The 26,315-nt window shown below is 44.8% G+C and carries 21 protein-coding genes and 4 tRNA genes; 16 read left to right on the forward strand and 9 right to left on the reverse strand.

Annotation, left to right across the window (positions count from 1 at the left end; all coding sequences use genetic code 11):
• Nucleotides 1-39: 39 nt before the first annotated feature.
• Nucleotides 40-660 carry an L-threonylcarbamoyladenylate synthase gene (locus AB4375_RS15035; protein ID WP_009848751.1) on the forward strand — a complete coding sequence of 207 codons (621 nt, stop codon included), beginning with the start codon at nt 40-42 and terminating at the stop codon, nt 658-660.
• 159 nt (nt 661-819) lie between these two features.
• Nucleotides 820-1,854 carry a 23S rRNA pseudouridine(2605) synthase RluB gene (gene rluB, locus AB4375_RS15040; protein ID WP_136982007.1) on the forward strand — a complete coding sequence of 345 codons (1,035 nt, stop codon included), beginning with the start codon at nt 820-822 and terminating at the stop codon, nt 1,852-1,854.
• Nucleotides 1,855-2,079: 225 nt separating this feature from the next.
• On the opposite strand, the gene AB4375_RS15045 is transcribed toward rluB, so the two are convergent.
• The 3 genes from AB4375_RS15045 to yeiP form a co-directional block, all read right to left on the reverse strand.
• Nucleotides 2,080-2,562 (reverse strand): RNA methyltransferase, encoded by a 483-nt coding sequence (locus AB4375_RS15045; protein ID WP_017061495.1) that lies wholly within the window; start codon nt 2,560-2,562, stop codon nt 2,080-2,082.
• 147 nt (nt 2,563-2,709) lie between these two features.
• Entirely contained in the window at nt 2,710-3,039 is a 330-nt protein-coding gene (locus tag AB4375_RS15050; protein WP_004741258.1) for an HI1450 family dsDNA-mimic protein, read from the reverse strand.
• A gap of 10 nt (nt 3,040-3,049) precedes the next feature.
• Nucleotides 3,050-3,619 carry an elongation factor P-like protein YeiP gene (gene yeiP / locus AB4375_RS15055; protein ID WP_017055115.1) on the reverse strand — a complete coding sequence of 190 codons (570 nt, stop codon included), beginning with the start codon at nt 3,617-3,619 and terminating at the stop codon, nt 3,050-3,052.
• A gap of 137 nt (nt 3,620-3,756) precedes the next feature.
• Here yeiP and AB4375_RS15060 point away from each other — a divergent pair, with 137 nt between their 5' ends.
• Nucleotides 3,757-4,524 carry a nucleotidyltransferase domain-containing protein gene (locus AB4375_RS15060; RefSeq protein ID WP_372051901.1) on the forward strand — a complete coding sequence of 256 codons (768 nt, stop codon included), beginning with the start codon at nt 3,757-3,759 and terminating at the stop codon, nt 4,522-4,524.
• Between the two features lie 93 nt (nt 4,525-4,617).
• Here AB4375_RS15060 and AB4375_RS15065 read toward each other — a convergent pair whose 3' ends face one another.
• On the reverse strand, nt 4,618-6,981 hold the full coding sequence (locus AB4375_RS15065; RefSeq protein WP_372051902.1) for a DNA polymerase II: 2,364 nt from the start codon (nt 6,979-6,981) through the stop codon (nt 4,618-4,620).
• 426 nt (nt 6,982-7,407) lie between these two features.
• Between AB4375_RS15065 and uvrY the strand changes: the two genes are divergently transcribed.
• From uvrY to nspC, 10 genes are all read left to right on the forward strand, one after another.
• Complete coding sequence (uvrY, locus tag AB4375_RS15070; RefSeq protein WP_004729778.1) at nt 7,408-8,052, forward strand: UvrY/SirA/GacA family response regulator transcription factor; 645 nt, start codon at nt 7,408-7,410, stop codon at nt 8,050-8,052.
• A 15-nt stretch (nt 8,053-8,067) separates the two neighbouring features.
• Nucleotides 8,068-9,900 (forward strand): excinuclease ABC subunit UvrC, encoded by a 1,833-nt coding sequence (uvrC, locus tag AB4375_RS15075; protein WP_029235668.1) that lies wholly within the window; start codon nt 8,068-8,070, stop codon nt 9,898-9,900.
• A 46-nt stretch (nt 9,901-9,946) separates the two neighbouring features.
• Nucleotides 9,947-10,504, forward strand: coding sequence for a CDP-diacylglycerol--glycerol-3-phosphate 3-phosphatidyltransferase (pgsA, locus tag AB4375_RS15080; RefSeq protein ID WP_017061490.1), 558 nt, complete (start codon nt 9,947-9,949; stop codon nt 10,502-10,504).
• Nucleotides 10,505-10,770: 266 nt separating this feature from the next.
• Nucleotides 10,771-10,844 (forward strand) — tRNA-Cys (locus AB4375_RS15085).
• Between the two features lie 36 nt (nt 10,845-10,880).
• Nucleotides 10,881-10,956, forward strand: a tRNA-Gly gene (locus AB4375_RS15090).
• A gap of 80 nt (nt 10,957-11,036) precedes the next feature.
• A tRNA-Leu gene (locus AB4375_RS15095) sits at nt 11,037-11,123 on the forward strand.
• A gap of 32 nt (nt 11,124-11,155) precedes the next feature.
• Nucleotides 11,156-11,231 (forward strand) — tRNA-Gly (locus tag AB4375_RS15100).
• A gap of 859 nt (nt 11,232-12,090) precedes the next feature.
• A complete protein-coding gene (locus AB4375_RS15105; RefSeq protein ID WP_372051904.1) occupies nt 12,091-15,030 on the forward strand; it encodes a pyridoxal phosphate-dependent class III aminotransferase in 2,940 nt (979 codons plus the stop codon).
• A gap of 8 nt (nt 15,031-15,038) precedes the next feature.
• A complete protein-coding gene (locus AB4375_RS15110) occupies nt 15,039-16,292 on the forward strand; it encodes a carboxynorspermidine synthase (protein WP_017061002.1) in 1,254 nt (417 codons plus the stop codon).
• A 199-nt stretch (nt 16,293-16,491) separates the two neighbouring features.
• Complete coding sequence (nspC, locus tag AB4375_RS15115; RefSeq protein WP_017063550.1) at nt 16,492-17,631, forward strand: carboxynorspermidine decarboxylase; 1,140 nt, start codon at nt 16,492-16,494, stop codon at nt 17,629-17,631.
• 73 nt (nt 17,632-17,704) lie between these two features.
• Here the strand turns inward: nspC and AB4375_RS15120 are convergent, their stop codons facing one another.
• A complete protein-coding gene (locus AB4375_RS15120; RefSeq protein ID WP_372051906.1) occupies nt 17,705-18,217 on the reverse strand; it encodes a glycine cleavage system protein R in 513 nt (170 codons plus the stop codon).
• Nucleotides 18,218-18,484: 267 nt separating this feature from the next.
• The gene (locus tag AB4375_RS15125; RefSeq protein WP_017069173.1) at nt 18,485-19,393 is read right to left on the reverse strand and encodes a DUF3943 domain-containing protein; all 909 of its coding nucleotides are present in this window, start codon (nt 19,391-19,393) and stop codon (nt 18,485-18,487) included.
• Nucleotides 19,394-19,603: 210 nt separating this feature from the next.
• Between AB4375_RS15125 and AB4375_RS15130 the strand changes: the two genes are divergently transcribed.
• Complete coding sequence (locus tag AB4375_RS15130) at nt 19,604-20,842, forward strand: CinA family nicotinamide mononucleotide deamidase-related protein (RefSeq protein WP_372051908.1); 1,239 nt, start codon at nt 19,604-19,606, stop codon at nt 20,840-20,842.
• Between the two features lie 174 nt (nt 20,843-21,016).
• Here AB4375_RS15130 and AB4375_RS15135 read toward each other — a convergent pair whose 3' ends face one another.
• From AB4375_RS15135 to AB4375_RS15145, 3 genes are read right to left on the reverse strand one after another with little or no spacing between them, the layout of a single operon-like run.
• Entirely contained in the window at nt 21,017-21,862 is an 846-nt protein-coding gene (locus AB4375_RS15135) for a DmsC/YnfH family molybdoenzyme membrane anchor subunit (protein WP_017060997.1), read from the reverse strand.
• 1 nt (nt 21,863) lies between these two features.
• The gene (locus AB4375_RS15140; protein ID WP_004733360.1) at nt 21,864-22,484 is read right to left on the reverse strand and encodes a DMSO/selenate family reductase complex B subunit; all 621 of its coding nucleotides are present in this window, start codon (nt 22,482-22,484) and stop codon (nt 21,864-21,866) included.
• An 11-nt stretch (nt 22,485-22,495) separates the two neighbouring features.
• Nucleotides 22,496-24,934, reverse strand: coding sequence for a DmsA/YnfE/YnfF family dimethyl sulfoxide reductase (locus AB4375_RS15145; RefSeq protein ID WP_017069171.1), 2,439 nt, complete (start codon nt 24,932-24,934; stop codon nt 22,496-22,498).
• A gap of 198 nt (nt 24,935-25,132) precedes the next feature.
• Between AB4375_RS15145 and AB4375_RS15150 the strand changes: the two genes are divergently transcribed.
• Nucleotides 25,133-25,699 (forward strand): molecular chaperone, encoded by a 567-nt coding sequence (locus tag AB4375_RS15150; RefSeq protein ID WP_017060995.1) that lies wholly within the window; start codon nt 25,133-25,135, stop codon nt 25,697-25,699.
• Entirely contained in the window at nt 25,699-26,214 is a 516-nt protein-coding gene (gene napF / locus AB4375_RS15155; protein ID WP_017060994.1) for a ferredoxin-type protein NapF, read from the forward strand. The genes AB4375_RS15150 and napF overlap by 1 nt, the downstream gene beginning before the upstream one ends.
• Nucleotides 26,215-26,315 lie beyond the last annotated feature (101 nt).

Below are 26,315 nucleotides of genomic sequence, written 5' to 3' on the forward strand. Positions count from 1 at the left end.
TGATGATAGAGTCGAGAGATTCGATAACGAGGATCAATAATGAGCCAGTTTTTTTATGTACACCCAGATAACCCACAAGCACGCTTAATTACTCAAGCGGTTGCGATTATTCGCAATGGCGGCGTTGTGGTTTATCCAACAGATTCCGGTTATGCGCTGGGCTGTCAGCTTGAAAACAAACAAGCACTTGAACGTATCTGTAAAATTCGTCGCATCGATGACAAGCACAATTTCACCTTGTTATGTCGTGATCTTTCTGAATTATCACTGTATGCACGCGTCGATAACGTGGCTTTCCGTCTACTGAAAGCACATACACCAGGTGCTTACACGTTTATCTTTAAAGCAACCAAAGAAGTGCCAAAGCGTTTGATGAACGCCAAGCGTAAAACGATTGGTATTCGTGTCCCAGACAACAAGATTGCACTCGACCTTTTGGAAGCGATGGGTGAACCATTAATGTCGACGTCTCTGATTCTGCCGGGTAACGAGACTACGGAGTCGGATCCAGAAGAAATTCGTGACAGCCTAGAACATGCGGTTGATGTCATTTTGAATGGCGGTTACTTAGGTGAGCAACCGACGACGGTTATTGACTTCAGTGACGATGATGCCGTGGTTCTACGTCGTGGTGCTGGCGATCCTGCGCCGTTTGAATAATCGCTTTACTGATTAACAGTCTGTAACGATACAGCAAACCTGCCACAGTAAATAACAAGTGCTTTTTGGCAGGTTATTTGCGATAATACGCGACCGCGATTTGGTCGCGAAAAATTCATTCGACGTCTGTGAAGACGACAATTAGGTAGAAAAGAGTAAATGAGCGAAAAATTACAGAAGGTTTTAGCGCGAGCTGGTCACGGTTCTCGTCGTGAACTAGAAGGTTTAATCAAATCTGGTCGTGTAAGTGTTAACGGTCAAGTTGCGAAACTGGGCGAGCGTCTTGAAGACGAGAACTCAGTGATCCGTATCGATGGCCATACTGTTTCAGGCAAGGCTTCTGAAGAAGTGGTTTGTCGTGTACTTGCTTACTACAAACCTGAAGGTGAGCTTTGTACTCGTCACGACCCTGAAGGCCGCCGTACTGTTTTCGATCGTCTACCTAAGATCCGTGGTTCTCGTTGGATTTCAGTTGGTCGTCTTGATGCAAACACATCAGGCCTTTTGCTTTTCACTACTGATGGTGAGCTTGCAAACCGTCTAATGCACCCAAGCCGTCAGGTTGAGCGTGAGTACCTAGTACGTGTATTCGGTGAAGTGACTGAGCAAAAAGTTAAAAACGTTACTCGTGGTGTACAACTAGAAGACGGCATGGCTCGTTTTGAAGATGTTGTTTACGCTGGTGGTGAAGGTATGAACCATACTTTCTACGTAGCGATTAACGAAGGTCGTAACCGTGAAGTTCGTCGTCTTTGGGAATCTCAAGAAACGACAGTAAGCCGCCTGAAACGTGTACGTTACGGTGATATCTACCTTGATAAGAAACTGCCTCGTGGCGGTTGGAAAGAGCTAGATCTTCAAGAAGTTAACTACCTGCGTGAGCTTGTTGAGCTTAAGCCTGAGAAAGAGACACTGTTGGATCTTGATCCTTCAAACACTTCTCGTAAGCGTGAGCGTTCTCGTAGCCAAAAAATTCGTCGTGCTGTTAAACGTCACGAAGAGCGTGCAAACGCACCAAAAGGCCGTAGCAACCAAACTAAGCGTAAGAAGCCTGCAACTCGCGGTACTACAACACCTGATTCAGGTCGTAGCGCTCCAGCTGCAAACAAAGGCAAACCTCAGGCTAACAAAAGTAAGCCTAAACAGAACAACGGTCGTCCGGCTAAACCAGCTAAGCCAAGAACACGTCAGTAATTACGTAATTTCTTACGCGTAAAGCTTCATTAGCTGAAAGCACTGAATACTAAAAAACCTGCTCATTTAGCAGGTTTTTTTACGTCTGGAGAAATAGCAGATGCGGGATGCGAGTAACCGAGTATCGAAAACATGCTGCCATAAGTGACAGTAAGCGAGCTTTTCGCATCTCTTATCTCGTGTAGGCGCATCTATAATCTGCTCGTATCTCGTATCTCGTTTCTTTTACTTATGATTCGAAAAGTTATCGCCTTTCGCCAGTCGGTCGTAAAGCACAACATTCACTGATGCCGCTAGATTCATACAGCCGTTGGTCGGAACGTAAATCGTCTCACGACAGAAATCTGTGATTTCTTTCTTTAGCGTGCCATCTTCTGGGCCAAAAATGTAAAACGCACGTGGTGGGTGCTTGTAATCAGGTAGAGGCTTAGCGCCTTCAATCAGATCAACAGCAACCGGCACGCAGCCTACTGGAATAATATCTTTCAGCTCTTCAACACCAATCAAAGGCAGGGCTAAGTGCTTTTCTTTGGTATCGGTATGGAATTTTCGCGCATGGTCGTAGCGTGTGCCAGTGTAAAACACAGAGTTGGCGCCGTAGCAGCCAGCTGCTCGCATCACTGAGCCTACGTTTTCTGGCGTCTTTGGGTTAACTAGGCCAATGCAGGCATAGCCTTTTGATTGTGTGTCTGTTTTTGCTTTGGTCATAATCAGTGAATCTAACGTTGATGATGAAAGTGATGAATCACGATGGAAAATAGCGTGATAAAAATAGCCGAGCAATGGGCTCGGCTAACTTTTAACTCGCTTACATGAATACTTGTTTACTCATGCAGATGAGCGTCAACAGCGGTATTAGTCGCGTTTCCACAGCATGTGGCAGAACTTATGTTCTGGATCACGGCTGATTAACATGCGAGCAAATACGTCGTCTAGAACGTCATCAGCTTCATTCACAAGACCAATGCGCACTTCAGCGTAGATCTCTTTGTCGACTTCAAAGCCAACATGTTCAACCCAATCATCGCCAGTTTCAACAAGCTCTGCTGCGCCACGATCTTCAAACTGAGCAGTGAAAAGAATCACGTCTGCAGGCTCTAGGTTGTCAGGTGCCATCTCTAGGAAGATGTCGTATGCAGTGTCAATTGCGTCGTCATAAGACATTAGGTCGTTAGCTTCGGTCATAATAAGTATCTTAGCTTGCGCGGTTCATGTATTTACGTTCAGCAGTGTTTACTACTACTTTGTCGCCAGTCGCGATGTATTCAGGCACTTGAATAGTAAGACCTGTAGAAAGACGAGCAGGCTTAGTACGAGCAGACGCTGATGCACCTTTGATTGAAGGATCAGTCTCTTCGATAACTAGTTCAACAGATGTTGGTAGCTCAAGCGTTGCAGCGTTGCCGTCGATAAGGATCGCGTACATGCCTTGAGTTTCTTCGTTGATGAACAGTAGTTCGTCTTCGATAGTCTCACCGTTGAAGATGAATTGTGTGTAATCTTCGTTGTCCATGAAGATGTACTCGTTGCCATCAACGTAAGAGAACATTACTGCACGCTTAGTTACGTCAATAGTTTCAACAATTTCGTCAGCCTTGTGGCGAACTTCAGTTTTAACGCCAGTTGCTACATCGTTACCACGGAAGCGGTAAATCTTTTGGCCGCCACGGCCGCCTGGTGTTGTTACTTCGATATCTTTAACGATCACTGTTTTGCTTTCTACTGTGATAGCAAAACCTTTTTTAATTTCACTTGCTCTAGGCATTTTGTGTTTGTCCTTAGTGGGTCTATCCGCTGATTATATCTCGGAGATGCTATAAATAGGAATAGCTTGAATCATAAAGTCACCTAGGCGATCATAGAGTTATAGTTAAATCATTATTTTATTTACCGAAACGACCTATGCAGCTACCCGTTATTGACCCAACACAGCCTTTTCAACCTGAATTTCAACCTGTGGTTAACGATCTGATTACCTTTCTAAAAGGTGGGTTAGGATCTAATCTGCACAGTATTTATATTTATGGCAGTGTGGCTCGTAAGCAAGCCGTCTTCGGTCGCTCCAATCTAGATGTGGTTGTGGTGACCCATCGACCGTTTCCTGACCAACGAACCACTTTGTTGAACACCATCAAATGGCGTTTCCAAAAGAGCTTCCCGCAGGTAACTCAAGTGGCGATAAAAACTACCTTAGTGAGTGAGATAGTCGATTTCGACAATATCTTCACTTGGGGTTTTATGCTCAAGCATTTAGCCGTGTGTGTGCATGGTGAAGACTTATCAGACTGCTATGGTGATTTTGAAACAAGTTGGGAAATCGCTAAGCACTGGAATATGGATGCGGAAAACTGGTTGGCGGTGTATCGCAACAAGATCGCACGAGCGACAACGCCAGAACAACAAGTCGCTGCGCAGGTGATTATTGCCAAGAAGCTTCTACGGGCGAGTTACTCACTGGTGATGTACCGCGATAAATATTGGTACGATGATCCTGTTGAATGTGGCCAACAGTTCTTGAAGTATCACCGAGATCGAGAAGTCGAAATCCAAAGGTTGGGCATTTTACTTTCTGGTCGACCAATCCCTAAACGTTCGGTGATCGGTATTCTTGATGGCTTTGGTGAGTGGTTGATTAAGCAGTATCAGAAAACCGAGTTCAGAATCGGATAGAGATTTATAACCGATCCATTGATACTAAAAAGCAGAGTGTGCTGAAGAACATATCTCTGCTTTTTTCGTTTTAAGAGCATATTGAATATAGTGCTAGAACAAACCTAATTGCTGTCCACTGACTCTCTCAAAATCTAACCCGATGAAGGGTAAGATAGCTTCAGCGACGGGTTTAATCTGTTTGTCGATGTAATGCTGATAATCAATACCACTCTTTAAATACTCTTTAGGCTCAGGGCCGCTCAGAGTAATCAAATATTCAATACGTCCTTTGTTTTGGTATTGAAGAGGGCGCCCTAACTGAGCATTGATTTCATCGGCCATACGAGCTGCACGAACCTGCGGTGGAATGTTCTTTTGGTATTCATGTAGCTTACGACGCAGACGCTTCTGGTAAACCAGTAAATCGTCATGTTTGCCAGCAGAGGTTTCATCAACAAACTGTCTGACGTAGTCGGTTGGATCTTGATCGTGAAACACCATCTCATACAAGGTTTGTTGGAACTGTTGTGCCAACGGCGTCCAGTCTGTTCTTGCACTCTCAAGCCCTTTGAAGATGATTTTCTCTTGGTCGCCTTGATTGATTAAACCGGCATAGCGCTTCTTCGAGCCAGTTTCTGAACCTCGAATGGTTGGCATAAGAAACTTGCGATAGTGAGTCTCATATTCCAATTCGAGTATAGAGGTTAGGTTGTAGGTTTCTTTTAAGTGATTCGTCCACCAATCGTTGATGTAAGTGACAAGTTCATTCCCGATCTCGTCTGCTTTTAGCTGATCATAGCTGCCGTTCAGAGACACGAAGGTTGAATCGGTATCGCCATAAATCACCTGATAGCCTTTGTTTTCGATCAGAACCTTGGTTTGCTTCATGATTTCATGACCGCGCATGGTGATCGACGAGGCTAGGCGAGTATCAAAGAAGCGACAACCAGACGAACCCAACACACCATAAAACGAGTTCATGATGATCTTAATCGCTTGAGAGAACGCCTTCTCGTTGTTCTTCTTCGCCACATCACGTGCAGCCCATAGGTTTTCGATCATCTCTGGCAGAAAGTGCTTTGAACGGTGGAATTGACCGCCTCTAAAACCCTCGACCGCTTGGTTTTCTTCAGGGCCTAGTTCCAGCTTCAATCCTTCGATTAACCCCATAGGGTCAATCAGGAACGAGCGGATGATTGATGGGTATAGGCTCTTGAAGTCGAGCACCAATACAGAGTCGTACAGGTTGGGAATTGAATCCATCACATAACCACCGGGGCTAGCAATCCAGTTCTCAGGCTCTAAGTTAGGCGCGACATAACCCGCTCTGTGTATCTGTGGTAGGTACAAATTAGTAAAAGCAGCAACAGAACCGCCAACACGATCAAGCTCGACACCAGTCAGTCGCGAACGCTCAATCGCAAAATCGAGTAGGTGGGTATGTTCGAAGATTCGGTTTACCAACACACAGTCTTGAAGGTTGTACTTAGCGAGTGAAGGCTTATCGAACTTAAACATCCGGTTAATCTCATCCATGCGGTCATGAACGTTGTGGATGTCTTTGCCTTCACCAAGTAACTCTTGCGATACCGACTCCAGTGACCAAGACCGGAAGTGGTAGGTTGCCGTTTTAAGCATATCGATACCATCCAAGACAACGCGCCCTGGGATAGTGATAAACCCCTGCTGATTCTGTGCAGAGCTACGGAAAAAGCTTGGTTGATTGTCTCTACCGATATTTAGCTTTACTTCGTTCCATTCTGAACGTTTGTGCAGCAGCCTAAAGTCGAAGTCGATAACATTCCAACCAATGATGATGTCAGGGTCAAATTCAGAGAACCACATAATCATGGCTTCAAGAAGAGCTTTTTCGTTGGCAACCCATTGGATGTTGGTGCCGGCTTCTTGAGGGGCGCCGACCATGATCACTCGGCTATCCATCGAGCTGTCTAGACCAATCGAATAAAGCACGCCTTTTTCTGAACATTCAATATCAAGCGAGACGACAGATAGATTGGGTAAGTAGTCGCCCGCTCGGCATTTCGCATTTGAGACTCTGCGATGCTGGTTCTTTTGTACCGCGGTACCCGTGAACTCAATACTTCCTTTGATAAAGCGTTCCATCAAGAATCGGTCAGCGAGTCGAATATCGCTTTCAAAGGTTTGGATTTCTTCGTTATGGAAGGCTTGCGCTAAACCAAAGCTACTTCTCGACAGCGAGGTATAACACGCGGCGAGAGGTGTTTGCTCGAATGTGGCTAGTTCTAGAGGCTTAAATTGGCAATCAATCGACTCTTTGGCTGCGATTGTCTGACATGCTTCTAAATCAGATTGAGCGACAAAAAATACAGGTTTTTCATTTGGAATGGTCAGCAGAGTAGGGCCTTGAGGGGTGCTTAACCACAAGTCGATTTGCGTGCGCCCTGAAAAATCTCTCGCTTGTCTTGTAAGTACAAAGCCTTGCTGAATATCCAATGTAGTAACCTATTGAAATTGGGAATCGAATACTACCACTTAGCGACCCTCAGCGCACAACAGGCAGCAAAAATACTAACTAAATTCTAGTTAACAGAGGCAAATAACGGGACTCTATAAGCAAATAAGTGAAATTGTCGCGAATGGTTATTCAATGGTATTGAAAATATCTTTATCTTGTGTAATTTTATTGGGTGTTGTTTTAACTGGTTGATTTTTAGAAAAAGCTTGTTGTTTTAGTTAGCTTATTTGTTAATAAGTACTTGCTAAAGTTCGTGTTTCAGCACATATTCAACAGAGCTTTTTTTTAGTAATTAAGTTAAGATGTACTCAATGCTGCGATCCACTGTTCCTTTGTTCAATTGTTTCAAACAGATGAAACGACACAGTGGTTGCAGAGCCAATTAATAGTGTGGAGATACAAGTTTGATAAATGTTTTCCTTGTAGATGATCACGAGCTGGTTCGCACAGGGATACGACGTATTATTGAAGACGTCCGTGGAATGAACGTAGCAGGGGAAGCTGAAAGCGGTGAAGATGCTGCAAAATGGTGTCGTACTAACAATACTGACGTTATTTTGATGGATATGAATATGCCTGGTATTGGTGGCTTAGAAGCAACCAAGAAGATCTTGCGTTTCAACCCTGATGTTAAAATCATCGTTTTAACTGTTCATACGGAAAATCCGTTTCCAACTAAAGTGATGCAAGCTGGAGCTGCTGGTTACCTTACTAAAGGGGCAGGTCCGGATGAAATGGTAAATGCAATTCGAGTGGTTAATAGTGGCCAACGATACATTTCACCAGAAATTGCGCAGCAGATGGCTTTGAGCCAATTCTCGCCTGCGTCTGAAAATCCATTCGCAGACTTATCTGAACGTGAACTTCAAATCATGATGATGATTACCAAAGGTCAGAAAGTGACGGATATTTCAGAACAACTCAATCTAAGTCCTAAAACAGTCAACAGTTACCGCTACCGTTTGTTCAGCAAGCTGGATATCAGTGGCGATGTAGAGCTGACGCATTTAGCGATTAGACATGGAATGTTAGACACTGAGACCCTTTAATACTGAGATCGTATAGTGACCAACTTGTTTGACTCAGTCTCATTCCTCAAGACAGTAACAGAGCAGCCCGGCGTTTATCGAATGTATAACGCCGAGGCTGCCGTTATTTACGTCGGTAAAGCTAAGAACCTCAAAAAACGCCTTTCCAGTTATTTCCGTAAAAAAGTCGACAGTGAAAAAACACGCGCTCTAGTTAGTAATATTGACAAGATCGATGTCACTGTAACGCACACGGAAACAGAAGCGCTCATTCTTGAGCACAACTACATCAAGCAGTACTTGCCTAAATACAACGTACTTTTGCGTGATGATAAGTCGTACCCTTATATTTTTATTAGCGGTCACAAGCATCCTCGTTTGTCGATGCACCGTGGTGCTAAGAAGAAAAAGGGCGAATACTTTGGTCCTTATCCTGATTCCGGCGCTGTGCGTGAGACGCTACACCTAATCCAAAAGATTTTCCCTGCCCGCCAGTGTGAAGATACGGTTTATGCCAATAGAACGCGCCCGTGTTTGATGTATCAGATTGGTCGTTGTGCTGCGCCATGTGTTAGCTCAATCATCTCTGATGAAGAGTACAGTGAACTTATCGACTACGTTCGTCTGTTCCTGCAAGGGAAAGACAAATTAGTCCTTGAGACGCTCATCGACAAAATGGACAAGGCAAGCCGTGAGCTTCGTTTTGAACAAGCTGCCGCTTTCCGTGATCAAATCCAAGCGATTCGACGTGTGCAAGAACAACAATACGTATCTGACGATTCAATGGAAGATATGGACGTGTTGGGATTTGCTCAAGAGAATGGCGTAGCGTGTATTCATATCTTGATGATTCGCCAAGGCAAGGTTTTAGGCAGTAGAAGCCATTTCCCTAAAATTCCCAACAATACGGTGCGAGAAGAGGTCTTTTCGAGCTTTTTAAGCCAATACTATCTTGCGCATAGTGAAGCGAGAACCATCCCAACCCGTTTGATTCTCAATGCCGATTTGATGGAAGATGTCACACCGATTCAAGAAGCCTTGTGTGAAGTAGCGGGTCGTAAGATTCACTTCAATACCAACCCTTCAGGTACTCGAGGTCGTTACCTTAAATTGTCTAATACCAATGCATTGACGGCTATTACCACCAAGATTAATCACAAGATGACGATTAATCAGCGCTTCAAAGAGCTCCAAGAAGTGCTGTCGATGGATGCTATCAAGCGCATGGAATGTTTTGATATCAGTCATACCATGGGTGAAAGCACGATTGCGTCGTGTGTGGTGTTCAATCAAGAAGGCCCGGTTAAACCAGAGTACCGTCGTTACAACATCACCGGCATTACAGGTGGCGATGATTATGCAGCGATGGCTCAGGCGCTTGAGAGACGTTATTCGAAGCAACTCGATGTCGACAAGATCCCAGACATCATCTTTATCGATGGTGGTAAAGGTCAGCTAAACCGCGCTCATGAGATCATTTCTCAATATTGGGGTGATTGGCCGTTTAGACCAAGAATGATGGGTATTGCGAAAGGCGTGACGCGTAAACCGGGTTTAGAAACTTTGGTAACCCTTGAAGGTGAAGAGTTTAATTTACCTAGCGATGCACCAGCGCTGCATCTTATCCAGCACATTCGTGATGAGAGCCATAATCATGCGATTGCAGGGCACAGGGCGAAACGTGGTAAAACGCGCAGAACCAGTGCTTTGGAAGGAATTGAAGGGGTAGGACCTAAACGTCGTCAAGCTTTGCTGAAATATATGGGTGGCTTACAAGAACTTAAGCGTGCAACTGTCGAAGAAATAGCCAAAGTGCCGGGCATTAGTCATTCTTTGGCAGAAAACATTTATCAAGCATTGAAACAATAGTAAAAATCCCGCACCATTAAAGCGCAATTAATAAGAGCCCAATAATATGCGTTTGAATATACCTAACATTTTGTCCTTACTGAGACTATTTTTGATCCCAGTATTCGTTGTCGTTTTCTATCTACCTTATCAATGGGCTCCTTTCGCTGCTGCGATGGTGTTTTGGGTAGCCGGTTTCACTGATTGGCTAGATGGCATGCTAGCTCGTAAGTTAGGGCAAACGTCTCGCTTCGGTGCCTTCATTGACCCTGTGGCTGACAAAGTGTTGGTCGCTACGGCTCTTATCCTGATTACAGAGCATTACCACTCTATTTGGATAACTATTCCAGCCGTGACCATGATTGCTCGTGAGATCATCATTTCAGCGCTTCGTGAATGGATGGCTGAAATCGGTAAACGCGCAAGTGTTGCGGTATCTTGGGTTGGTAAAGTCAAAACGGTTTCTCAGATGTTCGCTCTTTGGGTACTTATCTGGAGATACGACGACTGGATGGTGTGGGTAGGTTACATTGCACTGTATGTCGCCACCGTTCTTACTTATTGGTCAATGGCACAATACTTGATGGCTGCCAAAGACGATTTGTTAGACGAAAAACATCATTGATGAAGAAGCGAGCTGAGGCTCGCTTTTTTGATCTTTAACCTAAGGTTAAGTTATCAATAGTGGATATCTAATGTGATATAGATCTCCTTTGAATAACCCGCTCACAGTGTGTTTTGAACATAAAGTCAGCCATTTGGCTTGTTTCGTATGAAATCTATTCAAACGAATTAAAAATACAAAAATAATATTGACTCAATCGTCTGAATCCGTAGAATGCATCCCGTACCCAAGAGGATGGCAATGAGCGATTCGATTGGAGTTACTAAGGCGCCTTGGCAGAGTGGCTATGCAGCGGATTGCAAATCCGTGGACCTCGGTTCGACTCCGGGAGGCGCCTCCATTCTCTCTTTCTTCTAGAAAGAATTTGAATGAAAATGCGATACTAGCTCAGTTGGTAGAGCGCAACCTTGCCAAGGTTGAGGTCATCGGTTCGAACCCGATGTATCGCTCCAAATTTTGTAATGTTGATTGGCGTCAGCATTAAGATGGTGTTTTACTTTTCAGTAATCGGCATCGCAATAAAGAATTGCGTGCCCTGGTGGTGGAATTGGTAGACACAAGGGATTTAAAATCCCTCGGCGTTCGCGCTGTGCCGGTTCAAGTCCGGCCCGGGGCACCATCTATTAAAGTCTTTATCTCGATAAAGCAAATGCGATACTAGCTCAGTTGGTAGAGCGCAACCTTGCCAAGGTTGAGGTCATCGGTTCGAACCCGATGTATCGCTCCAAATTAAGAAGCCCGAACAGAAATGTTCGGGCTTTTTGGTTTCTGACGTTTAGCTTTTACGTTTAAGAACTCTTCTTGTTCGAATCCGCACTCAACATTCATTTCTATCTCTGTTTCAAATTTTGCAATCAAGTTAGTTTTTAAAAGCGAGATTCCCTATGAACTCGTTCCTCGTGCTAGGGAATGACGGAAAGACGCCATGACCTAAAAGCTTCTCTAGCAACGTTTATAACCCCACGTCGTCATCCTCGGGTATGAGGAACGAATGAACCGGGGATCTCTTTCCCAAACGATAGTGTGACGATATTTACAGCAATTGCTTAGCCACCGCTGCTATTTATCAAGCTATTACTAAAAACTATTGATCGTTCATTTCACTTTATGTTACTTTCCCGCGCAATCTCGGAATGAAAATGTTCAAGAAGAGCAACGATTGCTTCTGGGGGATACGCGTAGTGACCATTCTTGCTGATTGGGACATTACGTAGGGTAGGTATTGGCTAGTCCTTTAGCTGATAGACGGGATACTTATGGCGCAGTTCGTCATGTTAATGGGAAACCCAACATTGAACACACTAACTACAACATTGCTAATCAGCTCTGCATTTCCAAAGGGACCAGCTCCTCATAGCTGCCCGATCCTGCAAAAATGTCCAATTCTTCAAAACAGTAGCATTACTGAACCTTGAGCTCACGCTAACAATTTATCGCTGTCTTAAGACGGCTTAATTTCGTATTCGTCATTTGACTTATGCGAGCGTACAGCTATATCTCATTTCTAGACAATACGTGTACTTCACTATGAACTCTCTCCAAATTTAACGAGAGTTGGTGGGTAATTGCGTCTGATGGAGGTGAGTATGAACACATTCAAGGGGACTTTTATGACTACCGCCTTTGAAGTCGATATCAATACTATCGCAAATTCATTTTCAACTATGGTTCCTATCTTAGAGGGAACGTACGACCTAACACCTGACGCTATTTTGCTAGAGCAAGAACAGCATGAGTCGGATGTTCGCTCTTACCCAAGACGCCTGCCTATTGCTATTAAACGAGCATGTGGCGCTTTAGTTGAAGATACTCGTGGCCAACTCTTTCTCGATTGCTTAGCCGGTGCAGGTACACTTTCTCTGGGTTACAACCACCCTGAGATTAACCAAGCACTTAAAGACCAACTCGATTCTGGTTTGCCATACCAAACACTTGATATCACGACTCAAGCAAAAGAGACGTTTATCAAGCGGGTTAAAGCTTTTCTTCCTCAAGACTTTTCAAATAACTCGGTTCTTCAATTCTGTGGCCCATCTGGCGCTGACGCTGTGGAAGCGGCGATCAAGCTCGCCAAGCAAACCACAGGTCGCAACACCATGTTTGCTTTCCGTGGTGCTTACCATGGTATGACGAACGGCACCATGGGTATGATGGGTAACCTCGGCACTAAAGAGCGTCGTAGCGGCTTGATGTCTGATGTGCACTTCATGCCTTTCCCATACAACCTACGCTGCCCGTTTGGTATTGGTGGTGAAGCGGGTGCTAACGCGAGCATTCGTTACATCGAACGTATGTTGAATGATGACGAGTCTGGCATCATGAAACCGGCGGCGATGATCGTTGAGCCTGTGCAAGGTGAGGGCGGTGTGATTCCTGCTCCAGCATCTTGGTTACAAGGCCTACGTCGCATCTGTGATGAGCACGGCATCCTACTGATTTTTGATGAGATTCAGTGTGGTGTGGGCAAAACTGGCCATCGATTTGCGTTTGAAGAGTCTGGTGTTAATCCAGATATCTTATGTTTATCTAAAGCGATTGGTGGCGGACTGCCTATGTCGCTGCTTGTGTTCGATAAGAGCATTGATACATGGAAAGCGGGTGAGCACACCGGTACATTCCGTGGTAACCAATTAGCAATGGTCTCTGGCGCTAAGGCGTTGGAGATCATCGAACGAGATGGCTTAGTTGAGCACGCGAACATCGCAGGCCAATATTTACGTCACGGGCTTGAGAAGATTCAATCACGCGTTAGCTGTATTGCTGAAGTTCGTGGTAAAGGCCTGATGCTCGGTGCTGAGATCAAACAACCAAATGGTGAGCTTAACAAGTTTGGCGAACCACAATCAGACGGCGAACTAACCCTAGCTATTCAACGAGCAGCGTTAGAGCGTGGCTTGATGGTTGAAAAGGGTGGTCGTGATGGCTCGGTAATTCGTTTCCTTCCGCCAATGATTATCTCTTTTGAGCAGATTGACTTTGCACTCCGCGTAATGGAAGAAGCGATCATCGCAGCTGGTGGTGGCTTACAACAAGACCCAGCTTCAAGCGAACAAGCAAACCAAGAATGGAACAAGCATTTCATCCATACAGGTTTAGGCGGTAGCGACGAATTTGCTAACGTGATGAACCAAACCACTCAAGCGATGAAAGCGGTTTTTGAACAGGTTGAAACCCCTTATTCGGGTTTAGATCCAAAAGTGCTAGAAGCAGCTATCAATGCTGTCGACCTTGATAACAATCAACACGCTTTGGTTGATGTTGTAGATAGTACTGCAGACCTTGTCGCTGCAAACTCCATCTTCGTGCAACACCCAGATTGCATTGCACACCTTCACACTCCTCCTCTTATGGCTTCGGTAGCAGCGGAATCGATTATCGCGGCGTTGAATCAATCAATGGATTCATGGGACCAAGCATCGGCTGCGACTTATGTTGAGCAGCGCGTTGTGGATTGGATGTGTGACAAATACCAACTTGGCGCACAAGCTGACGGTGTTTTCACTAGCGGAGGCACGCAAAGTAACCTAATGGGTTTATTGCTTGCGAGAGACTGGGTTGCGGATAAGCACAATGGTCATTCTATCCAAAAGCTTGGCTTACCAGAATACGCGAGCAAACTGCGTATCTTATGTTCAAAGAAATCTCACTTCACGGTTCAAAAGTCAGCCTCTCTACTAGGGCTAGGCGAAGCGGCAGTGTGCTGTGTTGATACCAATGCAAACGGCACTATCAAGCCTGACTTGCTAGACGCAGAAGTGAAAGCACTGAAAGCACAAGGTCTGATTCCTTTTGCTGTGATTGGTACTGCGGGCACAACCGATCATGGTGCTATCGATGACCTTGATGCGATTGCAGAAATCGCAAGTCAGCAAGATCTTTGGTTCCATGTCGACAGTGCATACGGTGGCGCGCTTATCTTGAGTAGCCACAAGGCTCGCTTACAAGGCATCGAAAAAGCGGACTCTGTGAGTGTCGATTTCCACAAATTGTTCTATCAAACAATCAGCTGCGGCGCGGTATTGTTGAAAGACAAAGCGAACTTTAAGTACCTTCTACATCACGCAGATTACCTAAACCGCGAACACGATGAACTGCCAAATCTAGTCGATAAGTCTATTGCGACCACCAAGCGTTTCGATGCATTGAAAGTCTTCATGACGATGCAAAGCGTTGGACCAAAGCAGTTGGGTGATATGTACGACCATCTTCTTGAGCAAACGCTAGAAGTGGCAGACCTGATTCAAAACCAAGCTGACTTAGAGCTACTCGCAGAGCCGTCATTATCAACAGTGCTGTTCCGATCTAAGCCGTCAGCAAACGGCGAGCTAGATTTAGACAAACTGAATCAAACGCTAAGACTGGAAGCGCTGACTCGTGGCATTGCTGTTCTTGGCGAAACGGTCGTTGATGGTAAAAGCGCGTTGAAATTTACTATCTTGAATCCGTGCTTAAAGACATCAGATTTCAAATCTCTAATTAACAAAATTCAAACTCTAGCCACTGAGCTAGCAGAACAACAAGGGTAATTAATACTATGGCTATTCTACAAATTGGTGCAGGCGGCGTTGGTTGGGTTGTTGCACACAAAGCAGCACAAAATAACGAAGTACTGGGTGATATCACAATCGCTTCTCGCACAATCGCGAAGTGTGAAAAAATCATCGAATCTATCAAGGGCAAAAACAACCTTAAAGATTCAACTAAGAAACTAGAAGCACGTTCAGTAGACGCTGATGATGTTGATGCGCTTGTTGCTTTGATTAAAGAAGTTCAGCCGGATCTAGTGATCAACGCTGGTCCTCCTTGGGTAAACATGGCAATCATGGAAGCATGTTACCAATCTAAAGTTTCTTATTTAGATACATCGGTAGCGGTTGACCTATGTTCTGAAGGCCAACAAGTACCACAAGCTTACGATTGGCAGTGGGGCTACCGTGAGAAGTTCGCTGAAGCAGGCATCACAGGTATTCTTGGTGCTGGTTTCGATCCAGGTGTGGTATCAATCTTTGCTGCATACGCGGTTAAGCACTTGTTCGATGAGATTGACTCAATTGATGTAATGGATGTGAATGCTGGTGACCACGGCAAGAAGTTTGCGACAAACTTTGACCCAGAAACCAACATGCTTGAGATCCAAGGCGATTCTTTCTACTGGGAAAATGAAGAGTGGAAACAAGTACCTTGTCACTCTCGTATGCTTGAGTTTGAATTCCCGAACTGTGGTTCTCACAAAGTTTACTCAATGGCGCATGATGAAGTTCGTTCAATGAAAGAGTTCATCCCAGCTAAGCGTATCGAATTTTGGATGGGCTTTGGTGATGCATACTTGAACTACTTCAACTGCATGCGTGATATCGGTCTTCTTAGCCCAGATCCGCTAACACTGCACGATGGTACTGTGGTTCAGCCTCTGCATGTTCTTAAAGCACTACTACCGGATCCAACATCTCTAGCTCCGGGTTACACTGGTTTAACGTGTATCGGTACTTGGGTTCAAGGTAAGAAAGATGGTAAAGAGCGTAGCGTATTCATCTACAATAACGCAGACCACGAAGTGGCTTACGAAGACGTAGAGCACCAAGCGATCTCTTACACAACTGGTGTTCCAGCGATTACCGCTGCACTTCAGTTCTTCCGTGGCGAATGGGCTGATAAAGGCGTGTTCAACATGGAACAGTTAAATCCAGATCCGTTCCTAGCAACTATGCCGGAAATTGGTCTAGATTGGCATGTTCAAGAGCTTGAAGCAGGCCAAGGTCTTCCAGTGATTCATGAGCTGAAAAAATAAGAACTGATTTCTTGTTTTGATTGCTAATTAAAGGGGACATGGATTGTTCCCTTTTCGATGATGATAGCCTTGAAGCTTTGGTATCATTTATTTTGATTTTGTAACTCACTGTGCTCGGACAGGACAAAATCAAAATAAATCACACCAAAATTGTTAATTTACCTTTCCATCTATAGATGCTGCTTGAGTGTTTACAAAAATGACGTTTAAGAAAGAAGAACTAAAAACCCCATATTTCATGATCAACGAAGACAAGTTGATTGCGAACTTAGAAAAAGCCAAGCAACTGAAAGAGATTTCAGGTGTGAAATTGGTACTTGCGCTTAAGTGCTTCTCGACTTGGGGCGTGTTTGACATCATCAAACCGTACCTAGACGGTACTACTAGTTCTGGCCCTTATGAAGTGAAATTAGGTCACGAAACTTTTGGCGGTGAAACTCATGCTTACAGTGTGGGCTACAGTGAAGATGACGTGAGAGAGGTTGCTGACATCTGCGACAAGATGATCTTCAACTCTCAAAGCCAACTTGCTGCTTACCGTCATATTGTTGAAGGTAAAGCTTCACTGGGTTTACGTTTAAATCCGGGCGTGAGCTACGCAGGGCAAGACTTGGCGAATCCAGCACGTCAATTCTCGCGTTTGGGCGTGCAAGCTGACCACATCAAACCAGAAATTTTCGATGAGATTAATGGTGTGATGTTCCACATGAACTGTGAGAACAAAGACGTCGATGCGTTTATCGGCCTGCTTGATTCAATCTCAGAACAGTTTGGTGAGCACTTAGATAAGTTGGACTGGGTGAGCATGGGCGGAGGTGTGTTCTTCACATGGCCTGGCTATGACATCGAAAAACTCGGTCTTGCGCTGAAAGCCTTCTCTGAAAAGCACGGTGTGCAGATGTATCTTGAGCCGGGTGAAGCGATCATCACTAAAACAACCGACCTAGTTGTGACAGTGGTCGATATTGTTGAGAACGTGAAGAAAACAGCGATTGTGGATTCAGCGACTGAGGCGCACCGCCTTGACACGCTTATCTACAATGAGCCCGCATCAGTATTGGAAGCATCAGAAACAGGCAGCCATGACTACGTGATTGGTTCGTGTTCATGTCTTGCGGGCGATCAGTTCTGCGAAGCGAGCTTTGATGAGCCACTTAAGATTGGTCAAAAGCTGCATCTGTTAGACAGCGCGGGTTACACAATGGTGAAATTGAACTGGTTCAATGGCCTTAAAATGCCTTCAATCTACTGTGAACGTAGCAGTGGTGAAGTTCAGAAGCTAAATGAATTCGGCTATGAAGACTTCAAACGCTCATTATCACAATGGTCAGTTAAGTAACTGAATCACAAGTTCAGAGCAATACAAAGAGCAGCTAATGAGCTGCTCTTTTTTGTTCTTTAATTTTGTTTATTTAGCTTTCAATCATCACACGAGTATCTTCACTGAGCGTTTCGAGTTCATTAACTACGTCGTCGATCTGTACTTCGATTGGCAGCTTAACGGCGATTTTTGATGTGAATAGACTTGAGCTAACACCGCCGCCACCAGCGATAAAGACGCGGTGACAATCCATATCGAGAATACTGATTCCTTGTCTATCCAATACATGAGTCACTTCGTTGACGATACCTGCTCGGTCGTTAGAGTCGAGTCTCAAGTGATGGACCGTGTCTTGAACATTGTATGTATGATCGGAATCGACAAACTGCACGATGAGATCTGGATTGGCGCTGAACGCTTCTTTTACAATCGATTCGTTGATGACTGGAAGTTGAACCTTTAGTACGCCTGCGACTTGGTCTTCAATAAAGTTCACTTTACTGATGAGCCATTTGCCGTCGTTTTCGTGAGTAACCGCAGCAAGCTGTTTGATTGTTGCTGGTGATGCTTTTCCGATAAAGTTTACGATAAATGTACTGTTCATATCAGCCCCCAAGGTTTCAATTATTCTTTGCTAATTAAATGTTTGATATCACGCGATAAAGTTCTTTAATTTCAGTGTAGAAGGTTACATCGAACAATGTTTGACCTAGGTCAATTTTTGAAACTAAGCTTCGATGCAAAAAAAGAGAATGAAGAGTAGGGCACAAAAAAAGCGGCTAGAGAGCCGCTTTTTAGAAGAGTTGTCACTGTGATTGATGATTCAGCAACTTATATTCAATAACTTATATTGAGTAGTACTAGAGACGAATTAGAACGTTACTTTGAAGTTCATACCAACAAACTGAGAGTCGTATGGTGCGCCAGCATCGTAAGCAAAACGTGCAGCGTCTTGGTTATCCCACCAAGGGTTAGTATTCAGGTTAACTTCTGCATCACCGCCCCATGCGTCACTTACCCAGTAGTGAATGTGTCCAACAGGGTTAAGGAAGAATAGCGACACATCACCCATGGTTTGAGAGCCCATCACTTCGCCACCTGAAGCAATGATATCCTGCTCTGCTTCTAGCATCATTTCACCGACAACCGCACCGAAGAAAGGTGTGATGAAGAGATCTTGCCATGAAGGTACTTCTGCAAACGCTTCTACGCCGTATTCCCAGAAGAACGTCGACATAGTCCAAGAGTATAAGAATGACTCAAACTCGTCGTAACCTGCGTGTCGAGCTGCGGTGTAGTAAACACCACCGAAATATGGGTGCATTACGTAGTTTAGGAAGTGTTCGTCACGGTCCCATGTTGGACCAGCAGAAACGTTATCTTTCCACTTTTTACCTAATGAGCTGATATCACGTTGGTCATCATCCCACTTAGTAATACTTTCAGGGAGCAGAGTCATTAGACCCACTGTCGCGACACTCAAGCCAAGAATGGTGTAGGTTTGACCCATTAGGTAATCCCAATCTTTCTCCTGACTCACCAACATGTGTTTTGGTTGTTGGATTGAGAAGTCGTACTCATCACTCGACTCGCTCAGTGCGTAATTGGTACTAGGCTTGTAGGTGTACAAGTTGTCATTAAAACAGTAATCTTGAGCACATTCATCCGAGTAAGAAAGGTTGATTGGCTGGTCGAAGTCGTATTGGCTTGCAACCGAGTTAACTGACATTAGCATTGAAAATGCGGCAGTAACCTTTGCTAGTAACGGTGATTTGGCCACAAGGGTCTCCATGACAAAGTTTGGAATTGATCAGGGTCACAATTATCTATTAAATGCCTGATTTAGGGAACTAATAATTTATAGCTTTTCCTAAGAAAACCTTAGGTTTAACATTATTAATATTAGTGAAAAGGCGAATTGCTCCAAATTCAACCATAGACCAGTTTGTAAATAATGCAGTGTCTTTTTATGACAACAAGGGATAGAAATATGACGAAAATCGCAATGTTAAGCACAGGTGAAGAAGTTCTTCATGGAGACATTGTAGATACAAACGCAGCTTGGATGTCTGCTGAGTTTTATCAGCATGGTTTTGCGCTTGCTAAGCGCTCAACTGTGGGTGATCAAATGAATGCTCTTGTTGAAGAACTGCTGATGCTGAGCTTTAACTATGATGTGGTTATCGTTAATGGTGGTTTAGGCCCGACAACCGATGATATGAGTGCTGCCGCCGCTGCAGCTGCTTCCGAGCAGAAACTCGTCATGTTCCCTGAATGGCTTGCTCGTATGGAAGAGATGTTCTCTGGACGTGGCATGCCAATGCCAGACAGCAACCTTAAACAAGCTTTGTTACCTGCGAGTTCAGAGATTGTCGATAACCCTGTGGGGACGGCTTGTGGCTTCAAACTGAAAATTAACGATGCGACTTTCTATTTCACGCCGGGTGTACCAAGTGAATTCAAGCGCATGGTGACGTTTGAGATTCTTCCTGACTTGTCGTGTACCTACCCTCAAGTGGTTGCCTCTGAATGCAGTCGACTGTTTACGTTTGGTTTGTCTGAGTCCGGTATCTCTGATGTTTTGGATCAACTAAAGCTGCCTGAAGGTTATGAACTTGGTTATCGCTCTTATCTGCCGTTCATTGAGGTGAAATTGTTTGGGCCTAAGGCAGACTTAGAAACTCGCGTTAAGCTTCTGCAGATGGTTTACAAGCTGCTAGAGAGTAATGTCGTTAGTGTTGATGAGCCGATGATTGACCATATTGGACACATCATGGCGGAAAAAAAGAAGACGTTATCTGTGTCTGAAGTGTCGACCAAAGGTTCACTGTCAGCGTGGCTGCAATTGAATGAGCAGATAGAAGATTGCTTCGGACACTCATGGGTGATGGCTGAGCCAAAAGAGCGTGAACTTGAAAAGAGCGATCCATTAGCCGCGACCTTTGCGCTGGCTGGAGCAACAAGAGATAAGTGCGGAACTGAATTGGCTTTGGTGACTGGTAAGCTGGAAGGCAACACATTCAGCGTTGCATTGTCGACTGAAGCAGGCGAGTGGGGGCAGGTACTTGAGTTTTATCGTCAGTACTCGCGTGAAGACCAACGCAACGTGATTAAGACCGTTGCCGCCGATATGCTGAGAAGGCATTTAGATAACAAACCGATGTTTGGTACATATTCTTCGGTTAAGCGATTAAAAGACATGTTTATTCCAGCGGCTATCATTAAGTAGCTATGTAAGCTAACGATGTAAGCGAACTCGCTAAGTCTGTATTAAAAACGCTAGAAAAAACGAAATAAAAAGGCCCAACATCTAAATAGGTGTTGGGCCTTTTGTTTATCTAGCCTTCTAGATAACCAAACAAGCAGCGATGTTTACACGCAACTCATGTCTGTAAGAACTCGATTACAAACCGCTTGTCATATGTAGGCTGTAGAACAAACCACGGCCGATTAACTCTGAAGCCAAGAACAATACTAGTGCTAAGCCAAGGTTAACTGGGTTCACTTTTGCTTTGTTCAGCATAGGTAGAATCCAAATCAACAAGCTTGCCATTAGCAGTGCCACTTGAAGAATCACATAGCTACCTAAACCATCGACTAACTCAGACGCTTTTGCCGCTGAAGTTTGGATGTCTCCGATTAGGTTCAGTTTTCCTACTGTCACAAGCAAGCTGATAGCAACAGCGATAACAGCCAACATGGTGATGTTACGGTCAACCGTAAAGCGGCTGTCGTTTGCGAATACAATTACGAACTGAGATAACAGCAAGCCACCCACAACCATCGTCATGATGAAGCTCAGTGGTGTGTAGATGTTGTCCCACGTCGGTACTGTGTTGATCATGTATACGTTGATCATCGCGTACATGAAGATAACACCCAGTACCATCGCGCCAACCATCAGTGCTTTCTGGATAGCAACGCCACCTTTCTTGACTACCGACAGTAACCATTGCAGGCCACCGACAGCGAAGAATGCCGCACCGAAGAACACTTCGTTAGACAACCAAGCCGAACCTAGCTGATTAAAAGCGTTAAACGCGCGCAGTGGAGAGCCAAGGTGCGTTGTCGAGAACATGAAGCCAAGACCCATCAGTACCCATAGGATAAACATTGGAACCTTGTAGCTGTTCAGCTTCTCTTCGTCATGACCAAGTACCAGTGCACGTGCGCCAATCAGTAAGTAACCACCAACCGCAGTTTGCGCCAGCACCGTAAAGAAGATTAAAGACCACTCATGAAAAATCATCTTACACCTCCTTCGGGTTTGCTAGGTGACCGCTGGTATCGCCAGTCGGCTTCGCGTTTTTGTTCAGCTTAATCACGATGTTTGGTAGCGTTTCTGTTGAAGATGGCAGTGGAGCCACATCCGCACCAGAGCCGTACTTCTCGCGAAGTGTATTGATTTCACCAAACTCCAATGCACGAAGTGGGCAAGACTCAACACAGATAGGCTGTTTGCCTTCAGAAACACGTTGGTAACAACCATCGCATTTCGTCATATGACCTTTCTTAGCATTGTATTGTGGTGCGCCGTAAGGACACGCATTGCTACAGTGCTGACAACCAATACATACGCTCTCATCAACCACAACCAAACCGTCTTCATCACGTTTGTGCATTGCGCCCGAAGGACACACTTTCACACACGCTGGGTTAGTACAGTGGTTACAAGCGATAGATAGGTAGTAAGAAAAGACATCTTTCTGAACCCAGGTATCACCATCTTGAGTGAAACCACCACCGGCATATTCGTATACGCGACGGTAGTTCGTTTTGATGTCTAGATCGTTATAATCTTTACAAGCAAGCTGACAGGTTTTACAACCCGTGCATTTACTTGAATCAATGTAAAAGCCGTATTGTTTCATTCCAACCTACCTTATGCTTTCTTTAGCGCTTTGATTTGAACTAGGTTTGTATGCTGAGGGTTACCCTTAGCAAGTGGGCTCGGGCGCTGAGTCGTCAGCACGTTGATAGAGCCTGCATGGTCGATCTTCTGACCATCTGGTGCGTACCATGCACCTTCGCCTAGTGCGACAACTCGAGGAAGAATCCTAGGTGTCACTTTCGCTGGAATATGTACTTCGCCACGGTCGTTGAAAATACTCACCATGTCGCCGCTATCAATACCACGTTCTTTTGCATCGATTGGGTTGATCCACAACTCTTGCGGTGCTGCTGCTTTGATTTCTGCAACGTTGCCGTAAGTCGAGTGAGTACGAGCCTTGTAGTGGAAACCGGTTAGCTGAAGTGGGTACTTCTCTGCTAGTGGGTCGTTATGACCTTCGAAAGAGTCCGCGTAAATCGGAAGTGGGTGAATCACTTCGTCTTCTTTCAGCTTCCAAGTCTTCGCGATATCAGCCAGTTGCTCTGAGTAGATCTCGATCTTGCCACTTGGTGTGGTCAGTGGGTTCGCTTCAGGATCTTTACGGAAATCTTCATAAGCGATGTAGTGGTGGTCGTAGCTACGTTTGTAGATACCCAGCTCTTTCATCTCTTCGAAGGTTGGCAGTGTTGGATCGTTCTTACGAGTTTCTGCGTAAAGGTGCTCAATCCATTGCTCTTGAGTACGGCCTTCGGTGAACTCTTTTTCTACGCCCATTCGTTTCGCAAGCTGAGTACACATCTCGTAGATAGATTTCGCTTCAAACTGAGGCTCAATCGCTTTCTGCGCGTAGATGAAGTAAGGCATGTTCGCCGCTTTACCGTCCATACACCAGTCGTCTTGCTCAGACGTTGTTAAGTCTGGCAGGATGATATCGGCGTACTTCGCTGAAGACGTCATATGGTTATCAACCACGACAATCATTTCACACGCACTTTCATCTTGAAGAATCGCGTGAGTCTTGTTGATGTCTGAGTGTTGGTTAATGATGCAGTTACCTGCGTAGTTCCAGATCATCTTGATTGGGTTCTTAAGGCGCTCTGCACCGCGAACACCATCAGTGATGTCGGTCATTTCATGGTGACGGTAAATCGCGTCTGTCCACATGAACATTGAAATAGACGTTTCAACTGGGTTTGGCACAGTAGGGAAGCGCACAAATGGAATGTTGATGTCGCTTTCACGAGCGCCTGTTGAACCGCCTGATACGCCCACAGAGCCAGTGAGCAGTGACAGCATCGCGATTGCACGACACGCTAGTTCACCGTTCGCAGTGCGTTGTAAGCCCCAACCTTGGTGAATCGCACATGGTTTCGCTGTGCCCATTTCACGGCCAAGCTTAACGATGGTGTCAACTGGAATACCCGTGATCTTAGAAGCCCATTCTGGTGTCTTCTCTACGCCATCTTCACCTAAACCTAGGATGTAAGATTTGTAGTCGCTGTTTTTAGGCGCTGATGCAGGAAGGGTCTTCTCATCGTAACCGACACAGTATTTGTCTAGGAACGGTTGGTCGACAAGGTCTTCAGTGATCATCACGTGTGCAAGACCCGCTACCAATGCCGCATCTGTAGAAGGACGAATTGGGATCCATTGATCTTCACGGCCACCGGCAGTATCGGTGTAGCGAGGGTCGATGATGATCGTTCTTGCGTTTGATTTGTTTTTGCTTTCAACGTAGTGGTGGATCTGGCCGCCACCAGACATACGTGTCTCAGCAGGGTTGTTACCAAACTGAATGTTAAGTTTAGTGTTCTCTAAATCAGAGAAAGAGTTGTTGTTTGCCCAACCGCCGTAGGTGTAGCTCAAGCCTTTCGTGATTTGCGCTGTTGAGTAGTCACCGTAATGGTTTAAGTAACCACCACTTAGGTTCATTAGACGAGCAATCAGCGTTTGAGCTGGTGGCCAAGATTTAGTAACCGTGCCGCCCAGCGTACCTGTACCGTAGTTTAGGTAGATAGTGTCGTTACCGTAGTCTTTGATAAGGCGTTGCATGGTGCCAGCGACTTCATCATAAGCCTCTTCCCAGCTAATACGCTTAAACTTACCTTCACCACGTTTACCCACACGTTTCATTGGGTACTTTAGGCGATCTGGGTTATAAACACGGCGGCGCATCGAGCGACCACGTAGACACGCACGAACTTGGTGATGACCGTATTCGTCAGTGCCTGTGTTGTCTGTTTCTACGTATTTGATTTCACCGTTTTGTACATGCATACGCAGTGGGCAGCGAGAGCCACAGTTTACTGTACATGCACTCCATACGATTTTCTCATCCACATTTTCAGCAACTGCAGCCGCTACTGGTTTGGATTTGAAAGGTAATGCAATACCGCCCGCAAGTGCAGCTGCACTACCTACTGCAGAGGAAGCTTTCATGAAGCCTCTTCGAGTAAGATTCATTACCCCAGATTCTTTCTTATTCGTCATTCTAAGATGCCTTTTGCTATTGATAGCTAGCACTTTATAGGTAGTTTGTTCTTTATGTATTTATTTCGAATTATTGATTGATTGGCATCAAATAAGTGTGGAATTTAAAGTTTATGAATTGAATGTATAAAATAGATCAAAGAATGAAATGAGTTAATTAATATAATTATCTTTAAACCTATAACGGTATAAATAATAATGATTATCGATACGCATAAATTGTTGGGTTCGCTATTTTATCAAGCGACAAGTAAAGAACAGTTAATCACCATTGTCGAAGCTTTGGTTGAGAGCGAAGTACTCTCTGAAGAATGCTTGCAGGCATTAAGAAGCGAAGACGAAGATGCGCTCGCAGCAGAGTTCAGCCGCCTGTTTGAAGGCGTTGGAGACATGCCAGCTCCGCCTTGGGGTTCTGTGTACCTAGATAAAGACCGCGTTGTGTTTGGTGCTTCTACGGTTGAGTATCGCCAGTTTTTAGAATTGAATCAGATTGAATTAGACACTGGGTTAAGAGAGCCGGAAGATCAATTTGGTTTAATGTTATTCGCTCATGCGTATTTGTTAGAAAATAATAATATTAATTCAGCCGGTGAATTACTTGAGGGTCACTTATTAACTTGGTCTTCTGTTTATTTAGAAAAACTAAATAAAGCATCAGAGTTATCTTTTTATAAAAAACTATCGGTTGATGTAATAGATTGGTTTAAGTACTTAATATCTGAATATAATTTAAACGTTGCTACTAAAAAGTTATATATCGACTAATGTCTGAACAAATAAATTCAAATAGACGCGGTTTCTTAACTCGACTTTCTAAACCGGTTAAAGCAGCCGCGAATTATGAAGAGATATCACAGCGCTTGCATGCAAGACCGCCAAGAGCGGTCGATGAGGTGCTGTTTGAGCGTCTTTGCGACGGTTGTGGATTGTGTGAACAATCGTGTCCAAATAGCGTTATTGAGATGCTAGAGGGCAGTGCGCTGCTGAATTTGGATTACAACAGTTGTTCTATGTGTAACAAATGCACTGAAGTGTGTCCGACCGGCGCACTTCATCCAACGGTCACGCCTTATATCGACCTCAAGCCGAGCTTTGCGGATAGCTGCAATAATTACATGCAAATGGACTGTTCAGCATGCCAAACGGCGTGTTCAGCTGGTGCAATACACATCGAAGTAGGAGAGTTGCCTACAGTGGACAAAGATAAGTGTAACGGCTGTGGAGAGTGCCGAAGCGCTTGTTATATTGGCTCTGTGACTCTTAACCTGACTCAGCAATAAACGTTTGGCTTTGTATGACACAAGCCAACAGGAAGATTTGGTTGAGTGATAGACGAGTCGCTTTAGATACCTAAAGACATAAATAGAAAAGGGTCCGCATT

The organism is Vibrio sp. 10N.261.51.C6 (genome assembly GCF_041471785.1).
Lineage (GTDB): Bacteria > Pseudomonadota > Gammaproteobacteria > Enterobacterales > Vibrionaceae > Vibrio > Vibrio crassostreae_C.

Bases quoted from the DNA above. Each gene is read 5' to 3' on its own strand.
- AB4375_RS15045 (WP_017061495.1), bottom strand. From the start codon at position 2,562: ATGACCAAAGCAAAAACAGACACACAATCAAAAGGCTATGCCTGCATT.
- nspC (WP_017063550.1), top strand. From the start codon at position 16,492: ATGACGTTTAAGAAAGAAGAACTAAAAACCCCATATTTCATGATCAAC.
- AB4375_RS15140 (WP_004733360.1), bottom strand. From the start codon at position 22,484: ATGAAACAATACGGCTTTTACATTGATTCAAGTAAATGCACGGGTTGT.
- AB4375_RS15150 (WP_017060995.1), top strand. From the start codon at position 25,133: ATGATTATCGATACGCATAAATTGTTGGGTTCGCTATTTTATCAAGCG.
- yeiP (WP_017055115.1), bottom strand. From the start codon at position 3,619: ATGCCTAGAGCAAGTGAAATTAAAAAAGGTTTTGCTATCACAGTAGAA.
- AB4375_RS15105 (WP_372051904.1), top strand. From the start codon at position 12,091: ATGAACACATTCAAGGGGACTTTTATGACTACCGCCTTTGAAGTCGAT.
- rluB (WP_136982007.1), top strand. From the start codon at position 820: ATGAGCGAAAAATTACAGAAGGTTTTAGCGCGAGCTGGTCACGGTTCT.
- AB4375_RS15130 (WP_372051908.1), top strand. From the start codon at position 19,604: ATGACGAAAATCGCAATGTTAAGCACAGGTGAAGAAGTTCTTCATGGA.
- AB4375_RS15035 (WP_009848751.1), top strand. From the start codon at position 40: ATGAGCCAGTTTTTTTATGTACACCCAGATAACCCACAAGCACGCTTA.
- AB4375_RS15050 (WP_004741258.1), bottom strand. From the start codon at position 3,039: ATGACCGAAGCTAACGACCTAATGTCTTATGACGACGCAATTGACACT.
- pgsA (WP_017061490.1), top strand. From the start codon at position 9,947: ATGCGTTTGAATATACCTAACATTTTGTCCTTACTGAGACTATTTTTG.
- AB4375_RS15060 (WP_372051901.1), top strand. From the start codon at position 3,757: ATGCAGCTACCCGTTATTGACCCAACACAGCCTTTTCAACCTGAATTT.
- napF (WP_017060994.1), top strand. From the start codon at position 25,699: ATGTCTGAACAAATAAATTCAAATAGACGCGGTTTCTTAACTCGACTT.
- AB4375_RS15135 (WP_017060997.1), bottom strand. From the start codon at position 21,862: ATGATTTTTCATGAGTGGTCTTTAATCTTCTTTACGGTGCTGGCGCAA.
- AB4375_RS15110 (WP_017061002.1), top strand. From the start codon at position 15,039: ATGGCTATTCTACAAATTGGTGCAGGCGGCGTTGGTTGGGTTGTTGCA.
- AB4375_RS15120 (WP_372051906.1), bottom strand. From the start codon at position 18,217: ATGAACAGTACATTTATCGTAAACTTTATCGGAAAAGCATCACCAGCA.
- AB4375_RS15145 (WP_017069171.1), bottom strand. From the start codon at position 24,934: ATGACGAATAAGAAAGAATCTGGGGTAATGAATCTTACTCGAAGAGGC.